Raw genomic sequence first — 23,144 nt, 5'->3', positions numbered from 1 at the left:
TTCAGATGGTGAAAGCCTTTTCGTCGGACTGCTCGGTGAGGATGCCATGCTGGGCATGATCCAGCCCGCAGACGGTCACCTCCTTGCCGTGCTTGCGGAATTTCTCGACAATCTTCTCGAGGGCCTGCACGGCCGTGATGTCCCAGAAGCGCGCGTGGGAGAGGTCCAGCGTCACCCGGTGGGCATGGGTGGTGTAGGTCATGGCTTCGGCCATCAGGTCTGCTGAAGCAAAGAAGATCTGACCCTGTATGTGGTAGGTCAGTATGTCATGTTCTTCCGTGGAGCGGACCTGCACCAGCCGGGCCGTATGCCATGCAAAGAACAGGCCGGAGAGCAGGACGCCCACGAGCACGCCAGCCGCCAGATTGTGGGTCAGCACGACCACGCCGACGGTGACGAGCATCACGAGGCTGGTCAGCTTGGGGTGGTGGAAGAGGTCTTTCAGGCTGCCCCAGGCGAAGGTGCTGACGGACACCATGATCATGATGGCCACGAGGGCGGCGACCGGCACCCGGGCCACCCACGGGTGCAGCACGACCATCAGCAGCAGGAGGAAGGCCCCTGCCGTGAAGGTGGAGAGCCGCCCACGCCCGCCATAGCGCAGGTTGCCGACGGTCTGGCCGATCATGCCGCATCCGGCAATCCCGCCGAACAGGCCGACGAAAATGTTGGAGATTCCCAGCCCGGTACATTCTCTCTGTGGTGTGCCATGCGTGTCCGTCAGGTCATCCACCACACTGGCAGTCATCAGGGATTCCAGCAGTCCGACAGCCGCCACGGCCAGGGCATACGGAAAGGTGATGGTGAGCGTTTCAGCATTCAGGGGAAGCTGTGGCAGGGTGAACTGCGGCAGGCCTGTCGGCAGGGCCCCGAGGTCCGCAATGGTACGGACCGGCATCGGATGGATGATGGTGATGGCCGTCAGTACGATGATGCAGATGAGCGGTGAGGGAATGGCCTTGGAGAGCCGGGGCAGAAGATAGATGATGACCAGCCCGATGATGATGAGCAGATGGGTCTGCCAGCTCACTCCCAGCATCTGCGGGACCTGTGCGGAAAAGATGAGAATGGCCAGGGCGTTGACGAAGCCGGTACGGACCTCGCTGGAGACGAAGCGCATCAGGGAGTGGAGGCGCAGCAGCCCGAAGATGACCTGCAGGCCCCCGGCCATCAGGGTGGCCAGCAGCATGTACTGGAGGCCATGGGCATGGACGAGCGGTGCCAGCACCAGGGCAACAGACCCGGCGGCCCCGGAGATCATGCCCGGCCTGCCTCCGAAGATGGCGATGGAAACGGAGATGACGAAGGAAGCGAACAGCGAGACGGCCGGTGACACGCCAGCAATGTAGGAAAAGGCGATGACTTCAGGAATGAGGGCGAACGTGCCCACCATGCCTGCCAATATTTCCCTGACGGGTCTTTGGGTCCATTGCTGGATGTAGGAATCACTGGCCATGAATGCGGCTGGTCCTTCTCTCTGTTGAGGCTGTGGGGCAGATACAAGGTTCTGCCATGGTCACCGTACTGGCGGCCCGGTGCGGCCAATTGTGCGGCAACTATAGGCGGCTGCCGGGAGGCTGTGAAGCATTGTGGCCATGTCGTACCGGATACCGGCCCATGATGGCGGGTTTTTCGGCCCGGAGGGGGTACGTCCTAAAAAAATATGACAAAAATGCTTTTGAGGGCTGGACGGCAGAAGCAGGATTTAATAAATGTCAGGTCGCTGTGTGGCGGATGTAGCTCAGTTGGTAGAGCGCCGGTTTGTGGTACCGGTGGTCGCGGGTTCGAATCCCGTCATTCGCCCCAGCATTTCCCCTAAAACGTGATGTCGAGTGACGCAGGCAGGCTCTCCTGAGCCTTTACTGGTCCTGCGTTGTGACACTCAGTACATGCAGCCGGTCGAATTTGGCCGTGTCGCTGCTGTCGCTCGGGATATGGGCCAGTTCCTCCAGAGAGAGAGGCCCGGTCTTGAAGGTGAGGGTCCGCCGTTCGGGTGCCAGCAGGAAATCCAGTACAGGGGCCAGAATGGGTTTCTGGAGGGCCAGAACATTGAAGCGGGGTGTAACGACATACCCCTGTTCGGCCATCATGGAGCCTTTTGGAGACTCCAGTGTGGGTTTGGCGGCGCCCGTTCCATCGGCTGGTTTGTCCGTTTCGGAGGAGGCTTCAGCTTGGTGGGTCAGGATGCCGTAATAGGAGAAGATGTCCAGCCCCTGCACGGTCAGCTCTGTCCCTAGGCATTGCCCAGCCTGGAGGAAGCGTGACACGCTGTCATCGCCCAGATGGAACGGATTGACGTCAGGCAGACTGAAGACCACGGACATCAGGGCGGGGCTGTCCTTGCCAAAAAGGGTACGGAGCTGGAGGGTCTCGTCCCATTCCCCCATCCTTTTCCGGGAGGTGGCAATGATGTGGTAATCCGTCGGCAGAGCCACGGGAGAGGCCAGCAGTGAGGGGGGTGGCGAGAGCCGGGTCGTCAGGCCGGACAGGTCTCCTTCCGTGCGGAGATCATCATTCTCTCCGGCCCGCCGCTCGCCTGCCAGATGGGTGAGGATGAGGGTCCGTCGCAGGTCTGTCCGGCTGAAGAGAAGGGACAGGCCGTTGATTTCCAGTTTGCCAGGCTTTTCCCACAGGGTTGCTGCCGGGTCCTGCCAGAATGTTTCTGCCGGGTTGCCTGCATGCTGGAAGGGGCGCTTCAGCCACTGGATGTAACCTTCTCTGGCTTCCAGATGCTGGAGGGCCAGATTCAGTTCCATGGGAGATTTGGCCCCGGGCGTGGCGTCCGTGTTCCCGGGCAGGAGGATCTGCTGCAATACTGGCGGGAAGAGGCTGTTTTTGCCGCCGGGGAGGGAAACGGAGAGGGACAGGCCGTTCATGAGTGTATGGACACGGAGTCCCTGCCCGTAGCCTTCAACGATCAGGTTGTCAGCCGACAGTGTTTTTATGGTGAACGGGCGTGCAACTGCGGAGCCAGCCGCAATGGGCGGGGCGTTTTCTGATGGTGAGACACGCAGTTTTGTCAGCTGCATCTGTTCAAAGCGCAGGGCTGTCACGTCTTCCGGTTCAAACGACATGATGGCTGCCAGGGAGCGCATGCTGTCCGCTTCGCCATGACCTTCATGCAGCGTTTCTGCCGAGGAGGGGATATGGAGGTGATGGAACGACGCTTCGTCTGCCGTGATGTGATGTGTCTGGTCGGTATAGCTGGGTGAATCCAGCAGGAGGCTGGCCAGTCTCAGGGTTCCGCTGGAAAGCAGCTTGGGGTAGCCGAAACGGACACGCCGGGCGTGGAAATCTGTCGCCTGATAATGGAACGACACATCATACAGGGTCACCCCGCCAAGCAGGAATGCGGGCCGGACCTCGCTGTAATGAAAGTCCGCCCCGGCAGGCAGGGCAGCCCGGAACCGGTCCAGTGCGTGGGAAAGACGGATTCCGGCCTCGCGGTAGATGCCCAGTCCCCCCAGAATCAGGATGAGGAGGGCCAGACAGAGGGGAAGCCGTAACCGTTGCATGCTGCACTTACCTCACTTGGGCACTCTTGATATGCGAACCGGCACAATACCCTTTGGCAGAGGCATGAGCAAATGGGGATGGAGCTGTCTGCTGCCGGAAGGAGGCAGAAAGAAGGGATTATTTTGCGGTATTTTAATACCACATCATAAAAAATGGCTGTTCTCTGCCGCTTGTGGCGCAATGGTCCAGAATTAAAGGGCTTGACCTTTTTCCCGTCTCCCGCAATAACGCCCACATCCTGAATCTGTTTCCGGCTTTCAGGGTGTCTGGCCTCTTACGGAGCCGGCATCGTCGGGGCAGTCCTTTTCCTGATGCCGCATTGTCCGTGGCATCTCAAACTGGAAATGATACGTCATGAAGACCACACTTTCGCTGAAACCCGCGGAGGTGACGAGAAACTGGATCCTGATCGATGCCGAAGGGCTGGTTCTGGGCCGTCTCGCCACCATCATTGCCAACCGTCTGCGCGGCAAGCACAAGCCGCAGTACACCCCGCATGTTGATTGCGGTGATGCGGTTGTCGTCATCAACGCCGAGAAGATCGCCCTGACAGGCAACAAGGTCGGCCAGAAGCTCTTCCATTACCACACCGGCCATCCGGGTGGCATCAAGGAGCGCACCATCACTCAGCGTCTCGAGGGCAAGAACCCCGGTCAGGTCGTGGAGAAGGCTGTCGAGCGCATGATCACCCGTGGTCCGCTCCAGCGCGCCCAGATGAAGCACCTGTACGTCTATGCCGGCACGGAGCACCCGCATGAGGGTCAGAAGCCCGTCAAGCTGGACGTTGCTTCCCTGAACCGCAAGAATACCCTGAAACGTCAGTAAGGCCTGTCATCATGTCAGAAACTCAAGAGCGCCCCGCCGCCGAGCTTACCGGCACTTTGCAGGACCTGGCCAATGCGGCTCCTGCTGTTGCCAATGCAGCTCCCGTCTATGAAGCCAAGCGTGATGCGCAGGGCCGTTCCTACGCAACGGGCCGCCGTAAGGACGCCGTCGCCCGTGTGTGGATCAAGCCTGGCAAGGGTGAGATCACCGTCAACGGCCGCCCGGTCACGAACTATTTCGCACGCCCCGTGCTGCGCATGCTGATCACCCAGCCCTTCCTGCTGACAGATCGCTACAACCAGTTTGACGTGTATTGCACGGTCACTGGCGGTGGTCTTTCCGGTCAGGCTGGTGCGGTCCGTCACGGTATCTCCCGTGCCCTGACCCACTACGAGCCGGAGCTGCGTGGTGTGTTGAAGATGGCTGGCTTCCTGACGCGTGACAGCCGTGTCGTCGAGCGTAAGAAGTACGGTAAGGCCAAGGCCCGCCGTTCCTTCCAGTTCTCCAAGCGCTGATCTTTCAGCCATACGGAAAACTGGCCTGCGCCGGAAAAACCCTCACCCTGCCGGGTGGGGGTTTTTTTTATGGTGCATGTCTGGCATTCATGAAATAAAGTTTCAAAAATATGGTCTTGAAAGACATACTATTCCATATATTAGTCTCTTGACGGAACAGCACATAAATTCCGAAATGTGACATCTTTGAACCGACCGGGAAGGCAGGAAGCATCATGGCAGAGTTCAGCATTGAACGGACAGAGACCCCTACATCAGCCGAGCAGCGGCAGGCCCTGATGGTGGACCCAAAGTTCGGGCGTGTCTTTACGGACCATATGGCCGTCATCCGTTATACGGATGAAAAGGGCTGGCATGACGCCAGAATTATTCCTCGTCAGCCTTTGCAGATCGACCCGGCATCGACCGTCCTGCATTATGGGCAGGAGATTTTCGAGGGGCTGAAAGCCTATCGTGGCAAGGGGGGGGCTGTTACGCTGTTCCGGCCGGAGGCCAATGCTGCCCGGTTTGCGGCGTCAGCCCGCCGCCTTTCCATGGCCGAGCTGCCGGAGGAGCTCTTCCTCGGGTCCATCAAGGCCCTGCTGAAGGTGGATCATGACTGGGTGCCCACCAATCCGGAGCAGAGCCTCTATCTGCGGCCGTTCATGATCTCCAATGAAGTGTTTCTTGGCGTGAAACGGGCCAATGAATATCTGTTCGTCGTGCTGGCCAGCCCTGTAGGGGGGTATTTCAGTGGTAATGGCAGTATCCCGGTCTGGGTGTCGGAGCAGTATACACGGGCGGCTCCCGGTGGCACGGGTGAGGCCAAATGTGGGGGCAATTACGCAGCCAGTCTGCTGCCCCAGCAGGAGGCGGCGGACCATGGCTGTAGCCAGGTGCTGTTCCTTGATGCGAAGGAACGTCGCTTCATTGATGAAATGGGCGGCATGAACGTCATGTTCGTCCGCAAGGATGGCAGTGTGGTCACACCACCGCTTGGTGGGACGATTCTGCGAGGCATCACGAGGGACAGCATCCTCAAGCTGGGCCGCAGGATGGGCCTGACCATGGTTGAGGAGCCTCTGGCCATAGATGATGTCTTCAGGGCTGCCGCTGCTGGTGAGATCACGGAGGCCTTTGCCTGCGGCACGGCGGCAGTCATTTCACCGATTGGTGAATTCCGCCGGGATGCTGGCTCCGTGGCGTTTGGTGATGGAAAAACGGCTGGTCCGGTCACCATGAAGCTGCGCAACGCCCTGTGCGCTCTCCAGCGTGGCGAGGAAGCGGACCCGTTCGGCTGGGTTCATACCGTTTCCCTGTGAGGGAAGAGCGCAGGCCGGGTGTTGTCAGTCATCGCCCGGCAGGGCTGTTTTCAGCCGCTGCCTGAGTGTTTCCATGAGGTCCGGGTCCTGTGGGGCTCCGGGCCTTTCCAGCTCCCGCTGCATGGCCTGAAGAATATCTGGCGTGGCGTCCTTTACGGCCATGCGCCAGTAGCGCAGAGCATCTTCCGGCTGCCCCATACCCATCAAGGCGGTAGCATAATTATGCTGCCCCCGGTAATCGCCTCCGTCAGCAGAGCGCTGATACCATTCCAGAGCGGCAAGGGGATTGGCGGGGGTCTCCCATCCCTCCTCAATGAAACGGGCCAGCAGGTTCATGGATTTCGCATGGCCTCGCAGAGCTGCCCGACGGAAGAGAAGGAAGGCGGTTCGCCGGTCTGCCTGCACTCCCAGGCCCCGCATGTGGCAGATGCCGAGATTGTAGATGCCCCACAGGTCATCCAGCTGCGCAGCCCGGCTGTAATGGCGGACAGCTTCTGTCAGATCCAGCGGGCACCCCCAGCCGAACTGTGAACAGCGGCCCAGCATGTTGTGGGCCGGGCCATAACTGGCAGAAGCCGCAATGGTGAACCACTCCCGTGCTTTGTCCACATCCCGGGGGACATACTCGCTGTCCAGCAGGGCTTTCCCCCAGAGCACCTGCTCCAGCACATGGCCGTTCCGTGCCTTCTGGTAGATTTCTGCAAGATTGTCCGGCAGGTCGGGCTCTTGCGGATGGGCGGAAGAACGGCTGAAAAAGCGACGGAATCGGGCGAACACCATGGCGTTCCTTACTTTGCTGGACGGGTGCCAGGCCTTGGGATCAAACTGATAATCTTTTGCAGGAAGATGAGGATAGAGCCGGGCTGCATGGAAAGGCAATGGTACCGCGCAGAAAAGGCATCTCTGGTGCGCGCTGCGGGACTTGAACCCGCACGTTCTGACCGAACTCGAGATTTTAAGTCTCGTGCGTCTACCATTCCGCCAAGCGCGCAGAGGAAGCGGGCGTTTTATATCATGGCCAGCAGATGAGCACCATTCTGTGAAAGCCATTTTTCAGCTTTTTTGCGCCCCGGCTGTCCGCCCGGGGCGTATTGGTCCACAAGCGCCCAGAAGGCCGGCCCATGGTTGAAATGGCGCAGATGGGCGAGCTCATGCACCATCACGTAGGTGTAGATGTCCGGCGGAGCCATGATGAGCCGCCAGCTGAGCATGATGCGCCCTTGCCTTGTGCAGCTGCCCCAGCGGCTTTTGACATCCCGCAGGCTGAATTTTGCTGGTGAGGCCTCCATACGGAGGCTCTGTTGCCGGAAGAGGGGCGGGAACAGGCTTTCGGCACGGCGCTTCAGAAAGGAGAGCAGATGGCGGGCATGTTCTTCGGGAGGGTGGCCCACATGCAGCCCTTTGTCTGTCAGGCGTGTACGGCCATCCAGTATTATGGTGGGGAGGATGGGAATGGCCTGCCCCTCCAGCCATATCTGGCCCTGATCGACTGCCGGAGGAGGGAGGTCTGCCATGGCCTGTGCCAGCCATTGTGACTGGCTCTGGAGGAAGCGCAGCCCCTGTTGGCGGGTGGCTCCAGCAGGGAGGGTGATGACAATGGCCCGTCGGCGGAGGTCCAGACGGAGAATGATCCGCCGGGCCCGGGAGGACATACGCCAGAGAACGGGTGGAAGAAGCACGGGAGTGTCAGCTGTTACCATTCTGACGGAGCGCAACGCAGGGTGGGGCGCCCTCCGGCCAGGTACCGGGCCAGTCGGCGATGTGGTTTTCCAGCAGGCCGGCCCGGCGTTCGCTGATGCAGCGGCCACTGGCCGAGGCGCCGGCCTTCAGCACGGTGTCGTCCGTTCCACTGCGAAGGGGATGCCATTCCGGCAGGTCGAACCCGTCCCGCAGGAGGCGATAGGCGCAGCTCGGGGGCAGCCAGTCGATGTCGTCCAGCAGGGCCGGGGTCAGGGAGATGCAGTCCGGAATTTTTTTCTGGCGTCGCTCATAGTCGGTGCAGCGGCATGTCTGGGTATCAAGGAGACGGCAGGAAACGTCCGTCCAGATGATCTCATCGGTGTCTTCGTCCCGCAGCTTGTTCAGGCAACAGCGGCCACAGCCGTCACAGAGAGATTCCCATTGGCTGGCTGTCATGTCCTGAAGGGAAGTGGTCCGCCAGAAGGGAAGGTGATCTGTCATCGTGTGGTCTGTTCTGTCGTCAGGGGCCTGGAAAGAGGAGTGTGGGTGAGCCATGCGTTAAAGCGCTCACTCAGCAGCAGCTCATGTGTTGCCCAGAAACCGTCGCTGATTTCAAGTGATTCGGCAGGAATGGGGGAAGGAGGATAGGGCAGGTGTGGAGGGTTCTTCAGCAGGAGGGTGCGGATTTCGTTGGCCTGCTCAGTGGGCAGTGTCGCCGGAATTGCCCACATGGCGGGACTGTACAGAACGTTGCCCATCTCTGCCTGATAAGGTCGCACCAGTGTGTTTCTTGCCTTGGGAGAGAGAATGATGGCGCCGGGGGTGATTCCCATCAGCACGGCCTGTTTCTGGAGGATATGGTAGGCCTCGGAGGGAGAGCGCCACCAGATTATGTAGGGCCGCAGCTGGTTGAGCTTGTGGAAGGCCCGGTCGATCCCTGCCGGGGTGGAAAGCTGGGCGTAGACCTGGTTGGGGGGGACGCCATCAGCCAGCAGGGCAATCTCCAGCGTCATGCGGGGGCCCCGGAAGAAGGCTCGCTGTCCGGGATAGCGGGCAACATCCCACAATGTTGGCCAATGTGGTGGGGTGGTGATGCGGGATGTATCCCAGAAGAGGACATTGCGGAAAAAACCGGCCGGCCGACCACAACGGCCCAGGGCATGGAGGGGCTGCAACCAGGCTCGTGCACAGGCGATGGCCGATTCCGTGCTGTTCAGCATGATGGCCTGTACGGTCTGTGGATAGGCAAGGGCCTGCTGTTCTATTTCGTCCAGTCCACGTCCTTCACGGCTCAGGAAAGCAAGATTCATGGAGGTGGAATCACGCAGTATCGGGCCGATGAGATCATGCTCTGGAATGGCCCAGTAATAGGTCCTGTCCTGTGGGGCAGGGTCGGTCTGTGTGCTGGCCGCATCCGCCATGGCGGAGACAGGGGCTGCGCCAGCCATGGCTGTGAGGGCCAGACAGAGTGCAGGCAAACGCCCGATGGATGGATGAATTTTGTCCAGGAACTGCCTGACAGGACAAACCGCCCGCATGATGGAACGGAACAGACGGTGCCCCGTGTGGGGCAGTGAGGGGTGTTTCTGGCAGCTCCGGGGGCGGACTGTTTTCATGACGTAGCGGCACCGTACGGACTTGAGGTGGCGGTGGGATTCAATGGACAGGATAAATGCATGGAAGTGGTTGAGATGAAAGGATATTACATGATGATTCTTGAAACTTCGTTACAGAGGGGAGAAGAAAAAAGAATCAGAACATCTTTATGCCTTTTTTTCTTGATAAAATGAAAAAATATTTTCCATTCAACCTTTAATGAGGGATGGGTAGCGCCTCTTCATGGGGTGCTTTGGCTTTTTCCCGTGCAGTGCTATAGGTGAGGGAATGGTCGGCGGAGGGGTGTGTTCTGTCCTCCCTCTGGCAAGGGCCTTGGTGTTTTTCATGAATCTGGAAGGGGCAGCAGTCGTATCATGAATGGTCTACTGGAACTTGGTCAGGCAGTGCTCGCTGCCCAGGGAAAAATTTTCAGGGAATGTGCAAAACGGCACGGTATCCGGCTGTGCTTCCTTGTCGTGGCTCTCGTGTTTCTCGGCTTTGCAGCCATTACCCTGCACGGAGTGTTCTGGGCCTTTTTCAGGCAGGTCTGCCATCTGGGTCTTCTGCTGTCTGCTACCTGTGTACTGGGGATAGACCTGCTGTTCTTCATTATTTTCCTGCTTCTGGCGGTGCGTGCTGGTCATTCCGGCCTGGCAGAGGCCCGCGCCCGCATGGAGCGGGACAGGAAGATGCATGAGCTGAAGCAGAGCTTTGCGTTGACGTCCCTGCTTGGTCTCGCCAGTGGTCCGGTGGGCCGTTATGCGGGTGGGCAGGCATGGCGTATGGCCAAAGGTGTCTTCACACGCCGGAAAAAGTGATTTTGTCGGTTCCATAGGCATATGAGACAAAAGAAGCGGCCTTCAGGGGCCGCTTCTGCTATGGGCTTTCTGTTTCCAGGTGGGTTCCATCTGGTCAGACGCCTGTAATTGACGTTAAGAAGTGGTAAGAGCTGCTTCTGCCTCTGTGGTTGAAACGGGAAGATGGCCTGGCGGTGGTGCCGTGTCGTCCTCTGGATGGATACCCGGCATGGTACCTTCGGGAGGGAGCAGAGTCCGGCCCGTCTGGACGGACGCCGGGCCTTTTGCAGGTGCGATAGGGAACAACGTGAGCAAAGCATCAGACATATCACCCGCACGGTCCCGTTCTTTCGGGGATTGCGGCGCATGATGCTTTCGGAAGTCAGCCTCTGCGGAGTGTTCGTTTCTCCAATAGCTGTTTATGCTGTCTGCGCAGTGCTGGTGACTCTGGCCCTGCGCTATGTGTTGTGGCGTCTCGGAGCATTGGGCTGGTTCTGGCATGTCGCCCTGTTCGAGATTGCCCTGTATGTCTGTGTTCTCTGTCTTCTGGTTATTTTCGTCTGAGGTGGAGCGGGGGTATGAACTGGTTTCGGCGTCTTGTACGTCCATTGCTGACACTGATCATCATCGCTCTGGCTATTGGTCTGGGGTATGTCGTGTGGGACCTTTATGTCCTTGATCCCTGGACACGTGATGGTCGTGTCCGTGTTTACGTCGTTACGGCCACGCCTGAAGTGTCGGGAACGGTCGTGTCTGTTCCGGTTGTGGACAACCAGTTCGTTCATAAGGGGGATCCGCTTTTCACGGTGGATCCACTGCGTTTCAGGCTCAGGATCGATGAGGCACGGGCCCGTCTGGCGGGTGTGACGGAAGATTACAAGCTGAGCGTCATGAATGCGAAGAGGCGGCGCGGGCTTGGTGGCGTCGTGTCCCGTGAGGAACAGGATGTGTTCGACTCCGAGATGGAAGTACGCCGGGCACGGCTGGAAGAAGCCCGGTCTGCCCTCGATACGGCCCTGCTCAATCTCCAGCGTTCCACGGTCTATTCTGCCGTGGATGGCTACGTGACCAATCTCAATCTGCGTGTCGGTGATTATGTGACGGCTGGACAGTCCCGCATGGCCGTGATCGATGCGAACAGCTATTGGGTCTATGGTTATTTTGAAGAAACCAAGATGCATGGTGTGCATGTTGGTGATGAGGCCCGTATCAAGCTCATGGGATATCGTCATGTCCTGCGGGGGCATGTCGTCAGTATTGGCCGAGGCATCAATGATGCAAACGGCATGTCGGACAGGCTCGGCCTGCCAGATGTGAATCCGATCTTCACATGGGTACGGCTGGCTCAGCGTATTCCCGTGCGTATTGAAATTGATGAGATGCCGCCAGAGGTCATTCTGTCTGCAGGCATGACAGCCACCGTGGCGGTGGGGAAGGCAAAAGCCGGAGGCAGGGGGCTGTTGACGACATGGCTGCAGGATCACCTGTGAGATGAAGATGCGGTTTGTTCCCCTTGTTGTCAGCAGCTGTCTTTTCTTGACGTCCTGCATGGTCGGACCGGAATACAGGCCGGACAGGATGAAAGTGCCGGGCCATTTTGCCAGTGAGCCCCACCCCGCCACCAAGGAGGAAATTGCCGAGACGGAAGCCAACCTCCGGGACTGGTGGGCGCAGTTTCACGATCCTGTTCTGGACAGACTGGTGGAGCAGACCATCAGAGGGAATTACGACCTTCAGGTGGCCACCCAGCATGTTCTGGCTGAGCAGTCTGTCCGGCGGCAGGCACAGGCCAACTGGTATCCCCAGCTGGATGCCAATGCGGGTGGGGGAGACAACCGCTACTCCATCAATGTTGACAACTGGCCCCTGCGCCCGGGCAACCCGAACAATCACCCCCATGCGTCTGTGCTGACCTATGGCGCCCGGGCAAGCTGGGAGATTGATGTTTTTGGCCATATCTCCCGGCAGGTGCAGGAGCGTAAGAGGCTGGTGGAAGTCAGCATCGAGGAGCGGCGGGGACTGCTGCTCTCTCTGCTGAGCCAGCTGGTGACAGACTATGTTGAGCTGCGGACCATCCAGACCCGCATGAGCGTGACAGAGGATTCCATCCGCACGGCTCGGGACAGTACCCAGCTGGTGGAGAGGCTCTTCAATAATGGCGTCGGCAATACGCTGGCCATTGCCCAGTCCCGGACGGAAGAACATGCCGAGCTGGCTCGTCTGCCCCCCCTGCGGGCGCGGCAGGAGCAGCTCATCCATGCCATCAACGTGCTGATGGGTGAGATGCCCGGTAAGGAACAGCCTGATCTTGAAGAGCGGCGGCCCATCCCGACCCTGCCCCCGTTCCCGGCCATGCTGCCTTCCACCGTGCTGACCAACCGGCCCGACATCCGTTCGGCCGAGCGGCGCTATGCGGCGAGCGTCTCCCGCATCGGAATCACGATTTCCAATCTGTATCCCAATTTCAGCATCCCGCTGACCTTCAATCCCAATGCCTCTGCCGCCTATCAGGCGTTCCAGATTGGAGGGATGAGCTGGAATGTCATGATGATGGCCTCCCTGCCCATCCTGCATGGGGGTAAATACAGCGCCCAGATCGCCCAGGCCAGAAGTGAGGCGGAGGCCAGTCGCCTGCAATATCGTCAGACCGTTCTGAATGCTTTTCGGGAAGTGGAAGACAGCCTCGATGACTGGCATCAGGACAGCGAGCTGGTGCGGGAAGAACGGGAGGCCGCCACGCAGGCCGGTCTGGCCCTGTCCCGTGCCCGCAAGCTCTATGCCGCCGGGCTGACGGGCTATCTGGATGTTCTCAACTCCCAGCAGACCTACCTGTCCCGCCGGGTGGCCGCCGTGTCGGCTACCGGCAAGCGCATGGATGATGCCATCTCGCTCTACATTGCTTTCGGTGCCGGTTGGCAGGGGCGGGAACTTTCCAACACCACCCTGAAGGTGGAACAGCATGAGAGCAAGGACATGATCCTGCGGGCCTTCAGCCGTTAGGTCATATCTGGCTGGCGGGTGTCCCGGTAAGCCTGCATCGTGCCGAACCGCAGATTGAGGGCCTGTGTTCCTCCTGCCCGGTCGGGCACGTCCAGCGTCACGGTCGGGTCCAGCCGCATGGCGTCGTGCCCGGCGAGATGGACGATGCCGACAGGGCGGTGCGGAAAAGTGACCTCGCAGAGCAGGCCCGTTCGTGAGTCGATCTGCCACGGTCCCAGATAATTGCATCCGGCAGGCATCAGGGCGGTGGCGTAGCCATCGTGATAGCTTGTCAGGGCTATGGCGAGCTGGCCGGAGCTGAATATCTTGCCGTGCCGCAGGGCTTCTTCCTGCCAGTGGCGGAGCCGGGGCCAGTGCGGAGCCGTGCGGGAGAGGGCGAAAACACCGGCATTGAGGGTGGGGCGCACGCCGATATGACGGCATATCGCCCGGGGCAGCCGGGCCAGACGGGAATTCTTGTACAGGATGGTGCGGAGCTGCACGAGGCTGAAGGGCAGCCAGCGCAGCCGGAACAGCGGCTTGTGCAGGAAGAGTTCCGGCGTGATGGCCAGAGCGTGCGGCGTCTGCTCGGCGGCCTGGAAGAGAAGCTCCACGGCCTGACAGTCCTGCACCCAGGCATCTGCATCGATCCATACCAGCGTGTCATGCTCCGGGAAGAGCTGGTCCAGCCACATCTTGGAGAGTTCGATGGCCAGATTGGGACGCCTGCGCATGGCCCATCGTGAGACATGAGGAAAGGCTCTCGGGGTACGGACAGTGATGCCATTCTGCTCCAGCCATGTGACCTGTTTCCGCTTCAGCCCGCCATCAATGCAGGCGACCGGCAGCCCGGCCAGCTCCGGGAAGCGGCGGATGGAAGCGACCAGCTCCTGAAGCAGGGGAAAATAACGGCTGTCGCTGCCTGTAATGATGAGGCGGCGGGAAAGGTTGGCAGGGGAGGGGCTGTCAGCATGCAGCATGAAGAACTGTCTTTCGGCAAGGTCTGGGAAAGTGTCGGGAAATGCACGGGCAAAAATTCATTCTCTATTGACCTTACCTTACAGGCACACCACTTCTTTGGGAAAGAAAGGTTTTTTCCATGACAGGCACACCAGTACAGTCAGCCGCCGATTTCCTGCGCCCCCGGGTGCAGACCCTCATCAGGGAGGCGGAAGCTGCTGGCTATTCCAGAAGCAGGGTTCTGGCCGTGCTGATCGACCTGCTGGATGATACGGATCTGGAGGATACAGGACAGTAATGGCGACTGACCCATATAAGGTTCTTGGCGTAAGCAGTACAGCGTCGGAGAAGGAAATCCGCAGCGCCTACCGTCGGCTGGTCAAACAGTATCACCCTGACCGCAACCCCGGTGATACCAAGGCGGAGGAGCGCTTCAAGGAGATTGGCAAGGCGTACGAGATTGTCGGTGACGAGGAGAAGCGTGCCCAGTTCGATCGTGGCGAGATCGATGCGGATGGCCAGATGAGGGGTCCCTTTGGCGGGGGCGGTTTTGGTGGCGGTGCCGGGGCCGGTGGCCCAGGTGGTGGCTTTGGCGGATTTGGCGGTTTCTCGGGCGGTGGTTTCAATCCGGAGGATCTGGGGGACATTTTCGGTGCCTTTGGTGGCGGGGGCGGTGGTTTCCGGTCTGCCCGTTCCCGGCGGGGCGAGGACCTGCATGGCGAGCTGCGTATCAGCATGGAGGAATGTGCTCTTGGTACCCGGCGTGATGTCAGCCTTGGTGGAGGGCGTGAGGTGTCCGTCACCATTCCTGCGGGCATCGAGGATGGCAAGACGCTTCGTTTGCGGGGGAAAGGTCAGCCGGGGCAGCCCGGCATGGATGGTCGGCCCGGCCCTGCCGGGGATGTGCTGCTGAAGATTCATGTGGCGGAAGACCCCTATTATAGGCGTGAGGGGCGGAATTTGCGTGTCACGCAGGATGTTGACCTCCATACGGCCATTCTGGGTGGCAAGGTGCATGTCCGTACCCCGGGTGGAACGGTGGCGCTGAAGGTCAAGCCACATTCTGACAGTGGCACGGTCCTGCGTTTGACTGGTCGTGGTATTGCGGCGGATAAACGGCATGAGGCGGGAAATCTGCTGGTGACCCTGCGTGTTGTGCTGGGGACCATTTCGCCGGAGCTGGAAGCCCTCGTGCGGCGTGAAGCCGAGGAGAAAACGGAGAGCTGAGGGCCAGTCCCTGCTGGAGTGTGGTGTGTGGCAGGGTGGTGAAAAAGGAAGGCAGGCCCTCTGTCCCGCTTTGGGATGTGAAGGGCCTGCCTCTGGTGTGTTGGTGATGGCCCTGCAAGGGGTTGGGAGTGGCGGGGAAAGGACGGGTTAGCCATGGTCTGGGGGATGTCTTTCTGGCTGCGTGTCAGACAGTCCAGCGTTCTGGGAGCATTGGTGGCCATCGTGTTTGTTGTGGCCCTGTGTGTGCTGGGCCTGGTGGGGATTGCCCATGTGGATGGGTTCCACCTCGCAGGGGGCTGATTTTTGCGCTAGTGAGGAGGGAGCCAGTGTCCTTCCCGTAACGGAGTAGCGTGCCCTCATGACCGATCAGCAACATTCTGCGGCGTCCTTTTTTGTCGCACGGCGGCAGGCTTTTGCTGTCGTCATGGCCATCGAGCTGTGGGAGCGTTTCGGTTATTACGGCATGCAGGCTGTCCTGACCGTTTTCATGGTCACCCAGCTGCACATGCGGGATCATGACGTTAACCTCATGCAGGGGGGACTGGGATTTTTCATCTACAGTCTTCCTGTTTTGGGGGGGCTTCTGGGGGATCAGTGCCTCGGGACAAGACCCACCATGCTTGTGGGGGCCTTCGGGCTGACAGCCGGATATGGTCTTCTGGCCATGTCTCTTGGCAGTCAGGCTGTTTTCCTTCCGGCCCTGACACTGATTGCCCTCTCCAACGGGTTGTTCAAACCCAATGCGGGGACGCTCGTTCGGCGCATTTACGCTGGGGATGGCACGGCACTGGATGCCGCTTTCACACTCTACTATATGGCCATCAATGTTGGATCGACCGTCTCCATGCTGCTGATGCCGTGGCTCCAGCAGCGCTATGGGGCGGCTGTGGCCTTTCTGGCCTGTGCCGGGGGGCTGCTGGTCGGGCTTGGCTATTATGCAATGCGGGCCGGGCGTATGCGGAGGTTTCTTGCCGCACGGGCGGTTGAGGCAGTCCGGCGGCATGGGCCATCCTCCATGCCTGTTCCTCTGGTGGAGCGTCTTTCCACTCCCGTGCTGAAAGGGGCGCTGGGCGCTGGAATCCTGCTGGCCCTGCTGGTGGTCTGGGGATTTTGCACATGGGTGCTGTACAGCCCGGCGCTGGTCCAGCTCTGCATCATTCTGGCAGGGGTGGGGCTTCTTCTGCTCTGGGTCTGGCTTTATGTGCGGGCGAAGGACGGTGAACGGCCCGGTCTGCTGCTGACCTACATCCTCTGTGCTCAGACAATGGCCTACCAGATCTTCTACCAGCAGATGCAGACCTCCCTGACACTGTTTGCCATGCGGGATGTCTCTGGCGTGTACCAGCTGGGGTCATGGCGGCTGTTCACCATGTCGGCAGGCCAGTTCCAGGCGCTCAATCCGATCGCTGTCATGTTGTTCAGCCCGCTGCTGGCATGGCTGTACCGTCGTCATGCGGGTAGGGGGCAGGATGCTTCACCCGCCATCAAGATACTGCTCGGTTATGGCTTGGTCGCTCTGGCTTTTTGCATCTGGTGGTTGGCCGCTGGCCATAGCACGGGGCTTGTTTCGCCGTGGGTCATGGTGGCCGGGTATGGCACCATGTCCCTCGGGGAGCTGCTGACCATCGGTCTTGGGTTGGCCATTGTGGCCCGTTATGCCCCGGCCCGTGTCAGCGCAGTGCTGATGGGGGCCCTGTTCCTGCTCTGGGGGGTCGGCATGTATCTGGGGAGCCTGGTGGCTGATCTCGCCAGTGTTCCGGCCGATGGTGGGGGCAGCCTGGCGGGTTATGCTGCCCTGTTCCGGGAACTGTTTCTGGGGTGTGTGGGGCTGTGTGTTGTGCTGGCCCTGCTTCTGCCGCTGACCCGCCGCCTCGGGCAACAGCATCGTAGCTGGACGGTAAATAAACCGGCAACGGTCACATGAACTTGAAGAGGTGGATGACGACTGATCTGGTATAGACAGATTTCACCACTGGAAGTCAGCGATAAAATTTATATAAAGGGACGGTGTCATCCTTTGCCGCAGTGCCGCTTGTGGCCTGTCTGGCATTGTCGTGCTGAAGGCTGCCATGGCGCATCTGGCCTTCAGGTTCCTGTCCTGATCAACGGCTATGAAGGCTAATCTATGCGTGGAATGTGGCAAAAGGCTGGTACAGCAGCAGTAGGTGTCGCTTGGATGCTGGGAGCCCATGCCGTTTTTGCGCAGGATGCTGCCGGGCCGGCTGCCGTGAAGGAGAAAGCGGCAGCAGGTGGGGAGATCACGACGGCCCAGAGGGATGAGCTGTTGAAGGAACGGAATTACGGTGCGCCTGCAAGGGATGAGCAGCGTGCTTTCGGGTCCGTGCCTCTCCCGATCCCGGGTGACGTCTTCTCCCGCGGGGCCAGTGAGCAGGCTTCACCAGAGAAGCAGAAGGGGCTTTTCCCCAACAGCTGGCACGATTTTGCCAATCAGGATGGTTTTTTTGGTGACCCCTGGGGCGCACGGAGCTGGCTGGCCGATCATGGCGTGACGATCGGCGGGCGTTACTTTCAGGACACCGCAGGCAATCCGTTCGGGGGGAAATCCCGTGCGGTCCGCTATGCGGATGAAGAGGCCCTGTCTCTGGATTTCAACCTGAAGAAGCTGCTGGGCGTTGCCTTCAATGCGGGCACACTGCACTTCCTGACACTGGCCCGTCAGGGGGCCGGGCTGGGAAACACGTTGCCGGCTGTTGACAGCCCGATGGAAATTTACGGGGCCGGTGAGACTATGCGCCTTGGCCGCCTCAGCTGGGAAATGCACTGGAACAAGTACGTACATACCGAGGTTGGTGAGATCAACACGGAGAATGACTTCGAGCAGTCTTCCACCTATTGGGGGGCCAACCTGTACTGCCAGTTCCAGAACAACGGCATCTGCGGGATGCCACAGTCCATTGCCATGAATTCGGGTTACGGCTTCTATCCGACGGCCCATCCCGGTGCGTGGATCAAGCTGTATCCGGCGGGGAATGACCATTATCTGGTGCAGTTCGGGGCTTACAGTGTGGACCCGACGATCACCGGCGTGCGGAATGGCTGGAAGATGAACCTGCACGGGGCGACAGGTACCTATCTGCCGTTCCAGCTGGGCTGGCATCGGGGCGGGACGGATGATTATAGCGGCCCGTTACAGACGAACGTGAAGATCGGCGGCTATTGGGACACGTCCGAGGTCAAGAACGTCTATGGCCAGATGGGAACATATTACATTCCGGCTTCTGCGGCGCAGGATGCGCCCGTCTCCAAGGTGAGGGGCCGGTTTGGTGGGTGGTTCCAGTTTGACCGCATGTTGCAGCGGGATGGAGCGGACCCGCACCGGGGAACGGCGTTTTTTGCCTCCTTCACATGGGGCGATCCCCGCACGGCCATTGCGCCCTATTTTGTGACGGCGGGTATTACCCGGAAGGGAACGTTCGCCAGCCGCCCCAATGATACAATCAGTTTTGGCATGAAGGCCCTCTGGGCCAATCCGAAGGTCACACACTGGATCGAACATCTCCAGCACACGGGCCGGGGTGCCGGGCTGTATGCTCCGCATTCGGAAGAAGCCATCGAACTCAATTATGGATACTGGCCCACACGCTGGCTGCTGCTGCGGCCCGGCTTGCAGTATCTCTGGAGCCCCGGTGCTCTGAAACGGTACAAGGATGCCATGCTGATTGATCTGGAATCAGCCATTTCTTTCTGAGGTCATCCCGCCTGCTGTAGGTCACAAAAGGTCGTCTTTGGGACGGCCTTTTTTCATTTTCGGCAGCAGAATATCACTTTTCATCCCATTCTGTCTGTTCTGGATATTGTCCCGCTTTTCAGAAGGTGGATATACTTACGATACCGGAACAATAGGTGGGGTGGCTCAATGCGGTATTGGCAGTATCTTCTGGTGGTCGGGGTGTGCGGTGGAGCTGTGTCATGGCTGGAAGGCGCACAGGCCGCTCCCAGCGAGCAGGGGGGGCCCGTTCAGGCCACGCTGGCCGGCACGTCCTCTTCTTCCGTTCCGGCAGCTCCATCACCTGCTCCGGTGGCGGCCCCCAGTGCCGTCCAGCCTGCCGCACCGGCCGGGAAGAGCTGGTTTTCCGACATTGATGTCGGTCTCCAGATTGAGGGCGGGGCCATGGCCAATACCGGCCATCCTGGAAATGGCATGAATTTCGGTCAGCTTCTCCAGTCCCACAGTGATACGGGGATGCTCAATCAGGTCGCCCTGACCATTACCAAACCCGTTGACCCGATTGGTGACGGTTACGGGCTGGGGGCGAACATCCAGATGCTTTATGGTTCTGATGCCAGAGCTTACGTCATCACGGGGATTTCAGACCGCTGGCTGGATCATCATCGCTACCAGCTTACCCCCATTCAGGCCAACATCGCCCTGCATATGCCGTGGCTGACGAAAGACGGGCTGGACATGCAGCTGGGCATCCTGTCCTCCCCCATGGGGGTGGAGGTGCTGAATCCGGCAGGGCGGGCCTTCTACACCATGTCCTATACGGCGCAGTATTCCAATCCGTTCGAGCATGTCGGCTTCTATGGGCAGTGGCACCTGAATTCGCATTACGCTGTTCTGTTCGGGATGGATGCCGGGAACCAGAAATCATTTGGCCGGGGCAACAACAATGGCGAACCGGCCGGTTATGTGGGCTTCAATGCCAGCCAGCTGGCAGGAGGTGCCCTGTCCCTGACCTATCTGCTGCGGGTCGGGCCGGAAGACCCCCGCCGTGCGCTGGGCAGCCACCGGGCGCATGAGGCGCAGCGTTTCTGGAACGACCTCAACGCCACATGGCAGATCAACCCCAAATGGAGCCTGACAGCCGAGGCCACGCAGGTTCATGATGAGGGGCTGGATGCCAATACATGGAGCGGCGTCATCTGGGGAGCCTATGCGGCAACATCCACCCTGACCTTCAATGCCCGGGCGGAAGTCTATCGGGACAGCACGGGCCAGTTTGTCGTGCAGTACCCGGAGGACACAGGCTATGGCCGGTCACTGCTCGGCCTGCCCGCCCGGACCTACAGCGCCCCGGCAACGACGTATGGCGACCTGTCCTTCAATGCCGTGTGGCGGCCGAATATCGGCCATCATGTCAAGCTGCTTCAGATCCGTCCGGAAATCCGGTTTGACCGTTCGTTGAACAACACCCGGCCTTTTGCGGATTTCCGGCATCAGAACCGTATTCTGATTGGCGGAGACGTGACGCTCGGTTTCTGAGGGGGAATTTCAGCCACGCCCCCGGTATCCGGGCACATCCTGTGCGGGAATCCAGACATCGTCCGGGGCGGGGCCTGTCTGCCAGAAGACGTCGATCGGCATCCCGCCACGAGGGTACCAGTAGGCCCCGATGCGCAGCCATTCCGGGTCCAGCAGTTCGACAAGGCGTGTGGCGATGGTTACCGAGCAGTCTTCATGGAAGGCTCCGTGATTGCGGAAACTGGTGAGGTAGAGCTTGAGGGACTTGCTCTCCACGATCCAGTCCCGTGGGATGTAGTCGATGACGATATGGGCAAAGTCCGGCTGTCCTGTCACCGGGCAAAGGGAGGTGAATTCCGGAGCGGTGAAACGGACAACATAACGCCGCCCTTTATGGGGAGCCGGGACACGCTCCAGCTCGGCGGTTTCAGGCGACTCCGGCTGTACGGTCTGTCGGCCAAGCTGGCTGAGGCTTTCCGTGCCGGGGGCGGTGGGGCCTTTGGGGGGATGGGTGGTCATGAAACGGCTCCTTTTCTGCTGGAATGAGAAAGATGAAGGCATGAAATACGATGCTGCATGGCTTGATACACGGTTCGGATTTGCAAAAAAATCAGTTTCGGTGCAGTAAGGGCACCATTCTGTCCCAATCTGTCACTTCCTGAAAGATCGTCCATGGACATCCGTAACATTGCCATTATTGCCCATGTCGATCATGGGAAAACAACACTCGTGGATCAGCTGCTCCAGCAGTCCGGCACCTTCCGTGAGAATCAGGCCGTCACCGAGCGTGCGATGGACAGCAATGATCTCGAGCGTGAGCGCGGGATTACCATCCTGGCCAAATGTACTTCCGTCGTGTGGAAGAACACCCGTATCAACATCATCGACACCCCGGGCCATGCCGACTTCGGTGGTGAGGTGGAGCGCATCCTGAGCATGGTCGATGGGGCCGTGATTCTGGTGGATGCCGCCGAAGGTGCCCTGCCGCAGACCAAGTTCGTGCTGGGCAAGGCACTGGCCCGTGGTCTGCGCCCGATGGTTGTCGTCAACAAGGTGGATCGTGGCGACGCCCGCCCGGACGAGGTGCATGACGAGGTGTTTGACCTCTTCGCCGCTCTCGGTGCCAATGACGAGCAGCTGGACTTCCCGATGCTGTATGCGTCCGGCCGCCAGGGCTGGGCGGATACGGAGCTGGAAGGCCCCCGTGAGAACCTGCACCCGCTGTTCGACCTCGTCCTGAAGCATGTGCCCAGCCCGGGCCTGGACAAGGACAAGCCGTTCGCCATGGTCTCCACCATTCTGGAGAGCGACAACTTCCTTGGCCGTATCCTGACAGGCCGCATCGAGCAGGGCCGTGCGAAGGTGAACATGCCCATCCGTGCCCTGCGGGCTGATGGCAGCGTGGTCGAGACAGGCCGCATCACCAAGCTTCTGTCCTTCCGTGGTCTGGACCGTGTGCCCGTCGAGGAAGCCGAAGCGGGCGACATCGTGGCCATTGCCGGTCTCTCCGAGGCCACCATTCCCGACACGCTGGCCGAGCCGTCCATCGAGGAGCCGCTGCCCTCCACACCGATCGACCCGCCGACCCTTTCCATGACCTTCCGCATCAATGATGGTCCGCTGGGTGGTCGTGAGGGCAAGAAGGTGACGTCCCGCCAGATCCGTGACCGTCTCTTCAAGGAGACGGAAGGCAACGTGGCCATCAAGGTGACGGACAGCCCGGAAAGCGAGGCTTTCGAGGTTGCCGGCCGTGGTGAGCTGCAGCTGGGCGTGCTGATCGAGAACATGCGCCGTGAGGGTTTCGAGCTGACCATCGGCCGTCCCCGTGTGCTGTTCCGTGAGAATCCGGAAACGGGTGAGCAGGAAGAGCCGTTCGAGGAAGTCGTCATCGATGTGGACGAGCCTTATTCCGGCGTGGTCGTGGAGAAGATGTCCCTGCGCAAGGGCGTGATGCAGGACATGCGTCAGTCCGGCGGTGACAAGGTCCGCCTGACCTTCATGATCCCCTCCCGTGGTCTGATCGGCTATCACGGCGAGTTCCTGACCGACACCCGCGGGTCCGGTCTGATGAACCGTCTCTTCCACTCCTACCAGCCGCATGCTGGTGCGATTGAAGGCCGCCGCAACGGCTCCCTGATCTCTGCCGAGGATGGTGCGACGACTCCGTATGCGCTTTTCTCCCTTCAGGATCGTGGGACGCTCTTCGTGGATGCGGGTGAGAAGATCTACACCGGCATGATCCTCGGTGAGCATTCCCGTGAGAATGATCTGGAAGTGAACGCCGTGCGTGAGAAGAAGCTCACGAACATGCGTGCCTCCGGCAAGGATGATGCCGTTGTGCTGGTTCCGCCCCGCAAGATGAGCCTCGAGCAGGCCATTGCCTACATCGAGGATGATGAGCTGGTGGAGGTCACGCCGTCTGCCATCCGTCTGCGCAAGCGTTATCTGGACCCGCACGAGCGCAAGCGTGCCGCCCGTGGTGCGAAGGGCTGAGGCCCGGACTTCCGTTTTGGGTCATGAAAAAGGCCGGGGCGTCTGCTCC

Annotated in this window: 22 protein-coding genes and 2 tRNA genes; 15 read left to right on the top strand and 9 right to left on the bottom strand. The window is 59.9% G+C overall.

The window, feature by feature from the left end:
• Position 1 precedes the first annotated feature (1 nt).
• Positions 2-1,456 (bottom strand): SulP family inorganic anion transporter, encoded by a 1,455-nt coding sequence (locus DTI93_RS07570; protein WP_043558022.1) that lies wholly within the window; start codon positions 1,454-1,456, stop codon positions 2-4.
• A gap of 274 nt (positions 1,457-1,730) precedes the next feature.
• Here DTI93_RS07570 and DTI93_RS07565 point away from each other — a divergent pair.
• Positions 1,731-1,806 (top strand) — tRNA-His (locus tag DTI93_RS07565).
• Between the two features lie 53 nt (positions 1,807-1,859).
• Here DTI93_RS07565 and DTI93_RS07560 read toward each other — a convergent pair.
• Positions 1,860-3,515, bottom strand: a complete 1,656-nt coding sequence (locus tag DTI93_RS07560) for a hypothetical protein (RefSeq protein ID WP_249080154.1) — start codon at positions 3,513-3,515, stop codon at positions 1,860-1,862.
• Positions 3,516-3,870: 355 nt separating this feature from the next.
• Between DTI93_RS07560 and rplM the strand changes: the two genes are divergently transcribed.
• From rplM to DTI93_RS07545, 3 genes are all read left to right on the top strand, one after another.
• Positions 3,871-4,341 (top strand): 50S ribosomal protein L13, encoded by a 471-nt coding sequence (rplM, locus tag DTI93_RS07555; protein WP_043558027.1) that lies wholly within the window; start codon positions 3,871-3,873, stop codon positions 4,339-4,341.
• Positions 4,342-4,352: 11 nt separating this feature from the next.
• Entirely contained in the window at positions 4,353-4,856 is a 504-nt protein-coding gene (rpsI, locus tag DTI93_RS07550) for a 30S ribosomal protein S9 (protein ID WP_043558030.1), read from the top strand.
• 215 nt (positions 4,857-5,071) lie between these two features.
• Positions 5,072-6,157: a branched-chain amino acid aminotransferase gene (locus DTI93_RS07545; protein WP_043558032.1), complete on the top strand. Its 1,086-nt coding sequence runs from the start codon at positions 5,072-5,074 to the stop codon at positions 6,155-6,157.
• Between the two features lie 24 nt (positions 6,158-6,181).
• Here the strand turns inward: DTI93_RS07545 and DTI93_RS07540 are convergent, their stop codons facing one another.
• The 5 genes from DTI93_RS07540 to DTI93_RS07520 form a co-directional block, all read right to left on the bottom strand.
• Positions 6,182-6,937 (bottom strand): tetratricopeptide repeat protein, encoded by a 756-nt coding sequence (locus tag DTI93_RS07540; protein WP_154981130.1) that lies wholly within the window; start codon positions 6,935-6,937, stop codon positions 6,182-6,184.
• A gap of 124 nt (positions 6,938-7,061) precedes the next feature.
• A tRNA-Leu gene (locus DTI93_RS07535) sits at positions 7,062-7,148 on the bottom strand.
• Between the two features lie 16 nt (positions 7,149-7,164).
• The gene (locus DTI93_RS07530) at positions 7,165-7,836 is read right to left on the bottom strand and encodes a M48 family metallopeptidase (protein WP_166651578.1); all 672 of its coding nucleotides are present in this window, start codon (positions 7,834-7,836) and stop codon (positions 7,165-7,167) included.
• 7 nt (positions 7,837-7,843) lie between these two features.
• On the bottom strand, positions 7,844-8,338 hold the full coding sequence (locus tag DTI93_RS07525) for a YcgN family cysteine cluster protein (protein ID WP_043558037.1): 495 nt from the start codon (positions 8,336-8,338) through the stop codon (positions 7,844-7,846).
• Positions 8,335-9,453 carry an extracellular solute-binding protein gene (locus DTI93_RS07520; protein WP_227449690.1) on the bottom strand — a complete coding sequence of 373 codons (1,119 nt, stop codon included), beginning with the start codon at positions 9,451-9,453 and terminating at the stop codon, positions 8,335-8,337. The genes DTI93_RS07525 and DTI93_RS07520 overlap by 4 nt, the downstream gene beginning before the upstream one ends.
• A 354-nt stretch (positions 9,454-9,807) precedes the next feature.
• Between DTI93_RS07520 and DTI93_RS07515 the strand changes: the two genes are divergently transcribed.
• From DTI93_RS07515 to DTI93_RS07500, 4 genes are all read left to right on the top strand, one after another.
• Positions 9,808-10,251, top strand: a complete 444-nt coding sequence (locus DTI93_RS07515) for a hypothetical protein (RefSeq protein ID WP_043558039.1) — start codon at positions 9,808-9,810, stop codon at positions 10,249-10,251.
• Positions 10,252-10,599: 348 nt separating this feature from the next.
• Positions 10,600-10,794 (top strand): DUF1656 domain-containing protein, encoded by a 195-nt coding sequence (locus DTI93_RS07510; RefSeq protein ID WP_043558458.1) that lies wholly within the window; start codon positions 10,600-10,602, stop codon positions 10,792-10,794.
• A 14-nt stretch (positions 10,795-10,808) separates the two neighbouring features.
• On the top strand, positions 10,809-11,720 hold the full coding sequence (locus tag DTI93_RS07505; protein ID WP_043558041.1) for an HlyD family secretion protein: 912 nt from the start codon (positions 10,809-10,811) through the stop codon (positions 11,718-11,720).
• 1 nt (position 11,721) lies between these two features.
• Positions 11,722-13,230 (top strand): efflux transporter outer membrane subunit, encoded by a 1,509-nt coding sequence (locus tag DTI93_RS07500; RefSeq protein ID WP_043558044.1) that lies wholly within the window; start codon positions 11,722-11,724, stop codon positions 13,228-13,230.
• Here the strand turns inward: DTI93_RS07500 and DTI93_RS07495 are convergent.
• Positions 13,227-14,189: a glycosyl transferase gene (locus DTI93_RS07495; protein ID WP_249080152.1), complete on the bottom strand. Its 963-nt coding sequence runs from the start codon at positions 14,187-14,189 to the stop codon at positions 13,227-13,229. The two genes, DTI93_RS07500 and DTI93_RS07495, sit on opposite strands and share 4 nt — an antisense overlap.
• 119 nt (positions 14,190-14,308) lie before the next feature.
• Here DTI93_RS07495 and DTI93_RS07490 point away from each other — a divergent pair, with 119 nt between their 5' ends.
• The 6 genes from DTI93_RS07490 (at position 14,309) to DTI93_RS07465 (ending at position 20,623) form a co-directional block, all read left to right on the top strand.
• Positions 14,309-14,467: a hypothetical protein gene (locus DTI93_RS07490; protein ID WP_166651579.1), complete on the top strand. Its 159-nt coding sequence runs from the start codon at positions 14,309-14,311 to the stop codon at positions 14,465-14,467.
• Positions 14,467-15,396 (top strand): DnaJ C-terminal domain-containing protein, encoded by a 930-nt coding sequence (locus tag DTI93_RS07485; RefSeq protein WP_249080150.1) that lies wholly within the window; start codon positions 14,467-14,469, stop codon positions 15,394-15,396. The genes DTI93_RS07490 and DTI93_RS07485 overlap by 1 nt, the downstream gene beginning before the upstream one ends.
• Before the next feature lie 153 nt (positions 15,397-15,549).
• Positions 15,550-15,696 (top strand): hypothetical protein, encoded by a 147-nt coding sequence (locus tag DTI93_RS07480; protein WP_156878828.1) that lies wholly within the window; start codon positions 15,550-15,552, stop codon positions 15,694-15,696.
• A gap of 58 nt (positions 15,697-15,754) precedes the next feature.
• The gene (locus DTI93_RS07475; protein WP_086431322.1) at positions 15,755-17,320 is read left to right on the top strand and encodes a peptide MFS transporter; all 1,566 of its coding nucleotides are present in this window, start codon (positions 15,755-15,757) and stop codon (positions 17,318-17,320) included.
• Positions 17,321-17,572: 252 nt separating this feature from the next.
• Positions 17,573-19,105 (top strand): carbohydrate porin, encoded by a 1,533-nt coding sequence (locus tag DTI93_RS07470; protein WP_103765273.1) that lies wholly within the window; start codon positions 17,573-17,575, stop codon positions 19,103-19,105.
• A 168-nt stretch (positions 19,106-19,273) separates the two neighbouring features.
• Entirely contained in the window at positions 19,274-20,623 is a 1,350-nt protein-coding gene (locus DTI93_RS07465) for an outer membrane beta-barrel protein (protein ID WP_081562818.1), read from the top strand.
• A 9-nt stretch (positions 20,624-20,632) separates the two neighbouring features.
• On the opposite strand, the gene queF is transcribed toward DTI93_RS07465, so the two are convergent.
• Entirely contained in the window at positions 20,633-21,121 is a 489-nt protein-coding gene (queF, locus tag DTI93_RS07460; protein ID WP_043558053.1) for a preQ(1) synthase, read from the bottom strand.
• Positions 21,122-21,274: 153 nt separating this feature from the next.
• Between queF and typA the strand changes: the two genes are divergently transcribed.
• Positions 21,275-23,095, top strand: coding sequence for a translational GTPase TypA (gene typA / locus DTI93_RS07455; RefSeq protein WP_043558056.1), 1,821 nt, complete (start codon positions 21,275-21,277; stop codon positions 23,093-23,095).
• Positions 23,096-23,144 lie beyond the last annotated feature (49 nt).

The organism is Parasaccharibacter sp. TMW 2.1884 (assembly GCF_023337695.1).
GTDB classification, from domain to species: domain Bacteria; phylum Pseudomonadota; class Alphaproteobacteria; order Acetobacterales; family Acetobacteraceae; genus Bombella; species Bombella apis.
The sequence above is the reverse complement of the archived record's forward strand: the minus strand, read 5'-3'. Positions and strand labels throughout refer to the sequence as shown.

Excerpts from the sequence above, each read along its gene's own strand:
- DTI93_RS07570 (WP_043558022.1), bottom strand. The coding sequence starts at position 1,456 with ATGGCCAGTGATTCCTACATCCAGCAATGGACCCAAAGACCCGTCAGG.
- DTI93_RS07560 (WP_249080154.1), bottom strand. The coding sequence starts at position 3,515 with ATGCAACGGTTACGGCTTCCCCTCTGTCTGGCCCTCCTCATCCTGATT.
- rplM (WP_043558027.1), top strand. The coding sequence starts at position 3,871 with ATGAAGACCACACTTTCGCTGAAACCCGCGGAGGTGACGAGAAACTGG.
- rpsI (WP_043558030.1), top strand. The coding sequence starts at position 4,353 with ATGTCAGAAACTCAAGAGCGCCCCGCCGCCGAGCTTACCGGCACTTTG.
- DTI93_RS07545 (WP_043558032.1), top strand. The coding sequence starts at position 5,072 with ATGGCAGAGTTCAGCATTGAACGGACAGAGACCCCTACATCAGCCGAG.
- DTI93_RS07540 (WP_154981130.1), bottom strand. The coding sequence starts at position 6,937 with ATGGTGTTCGCCCGATTCCGTCGCTTTTTCAGCCGTTCTTCCGCCCAT.
- DTI93_RS07525 (WP_043558037.1), bottom strand. The coding sequence starts at position 8,338 with ATGACAGATCACCTTCCCTTCTGGCGGACCACTTCCCTTCAGGACATG.
- DTI93_RS07520 (WP_227449690.1), bottom strand. The coding sequence starts at position 9,453 with ATGAAAACAGTCCGCCCCCGGAGCTGCCAGAAACACCCCTCACTGCCC.
- DTI93_RS07515 (WP_043558039.1), top strand. The coding sequence starts at position 9,808 with ATGAATGGTCTACTGGAACTTGGTCAGGCAGTGCTCGCTGCCCAGGGA.
- DTI93_RS07510 (WP_043558458.1), top strand. The coding sequence starts at position 10,600 with ATGCTTTCGGAAGTCAGCCTCTGCGGAGTGTTCGTTTCTCCAATAGCT.
- DTI93_RS07505 (WP_043558041.1), top strand. The coding sequence starts at position 10,809 with ATGAACTGGTTTCGGCGTCTTGTACGTCCATTGCTGACACTGATCATC.
- DTI93_RS07500 (WP_043558044.1), top strand. The coding sequence starts at position 11,722 with ATGAAGATGCGGTTTGTTCCCCTTGTTGTCAGCAGCTGTCTTTTCTTG.
- DTI93_RS07495 (WP_249080152.1), bottom strand. The coding sequence starts at position 14,189 with ATGCTGCATGCTGACAGCCCCTCCCCTGCCAACCTTTCCCGCCGCCTC.
- DTI93_RS07490 (WP_166651579.1), top strand. The coding sequence starts at position 14,309 with ATGACAGGCACACCAGTACAGTCAGCCGCCGATTTCCTGCGCCCCCGG.
- DTI93_RS07485 (WP_249080150.1), top strand. The coding sequence starts at position 14,467 with ATGGCGACTGACCCATATAAGGTTCTTGGCGTAAGCAGTACAGCGTCG.
- DTI93_RS07480 (WP_156878828.1), top strand. The coding sequence starts at position 15,550 with ATGGTCTGGGGGATGTCTTTCTGGCTGCGTGTCAGACAGTCCAGCGTT.
- DTI93_RS07475 (WP_086431322.1), top strand. The coding sequence starts at position 15,755 with ATGACCGATCAGCAACATTCTGCGGCGTCCTTTTTTGTCGCACGGCGG.
- DTI93_RS07470 (WP_103765273.1), top strand. The coding sequence starts at position 17,573 with ATGCTGGGAGCCCATGCCGTTTTTGCGCAGGATGCTGCCGGGCCGGCT.
- DTI93_RS07465 (WP_081562818.1), top strand. The coding sequence starts at position 19,274 with ATGCGGTATTGGCAGTATCTTCTGGTGGTCGGGGTGTGCGGTGGAGCT.
- queF (WP_043558053.1), bottom strand. The coding sequence starts at position 21,121 with ATGACCACCCATCCCCCCAAAGGCCCCACCGCCCCCGGCACGGAAAGC.
- typA (WP_043558056.1), top strand. The coding sequence starts at position 21,275 with ATGGACATCCGTAACATTGCCATTATTGCCCATGTCGATCATGGGAAA.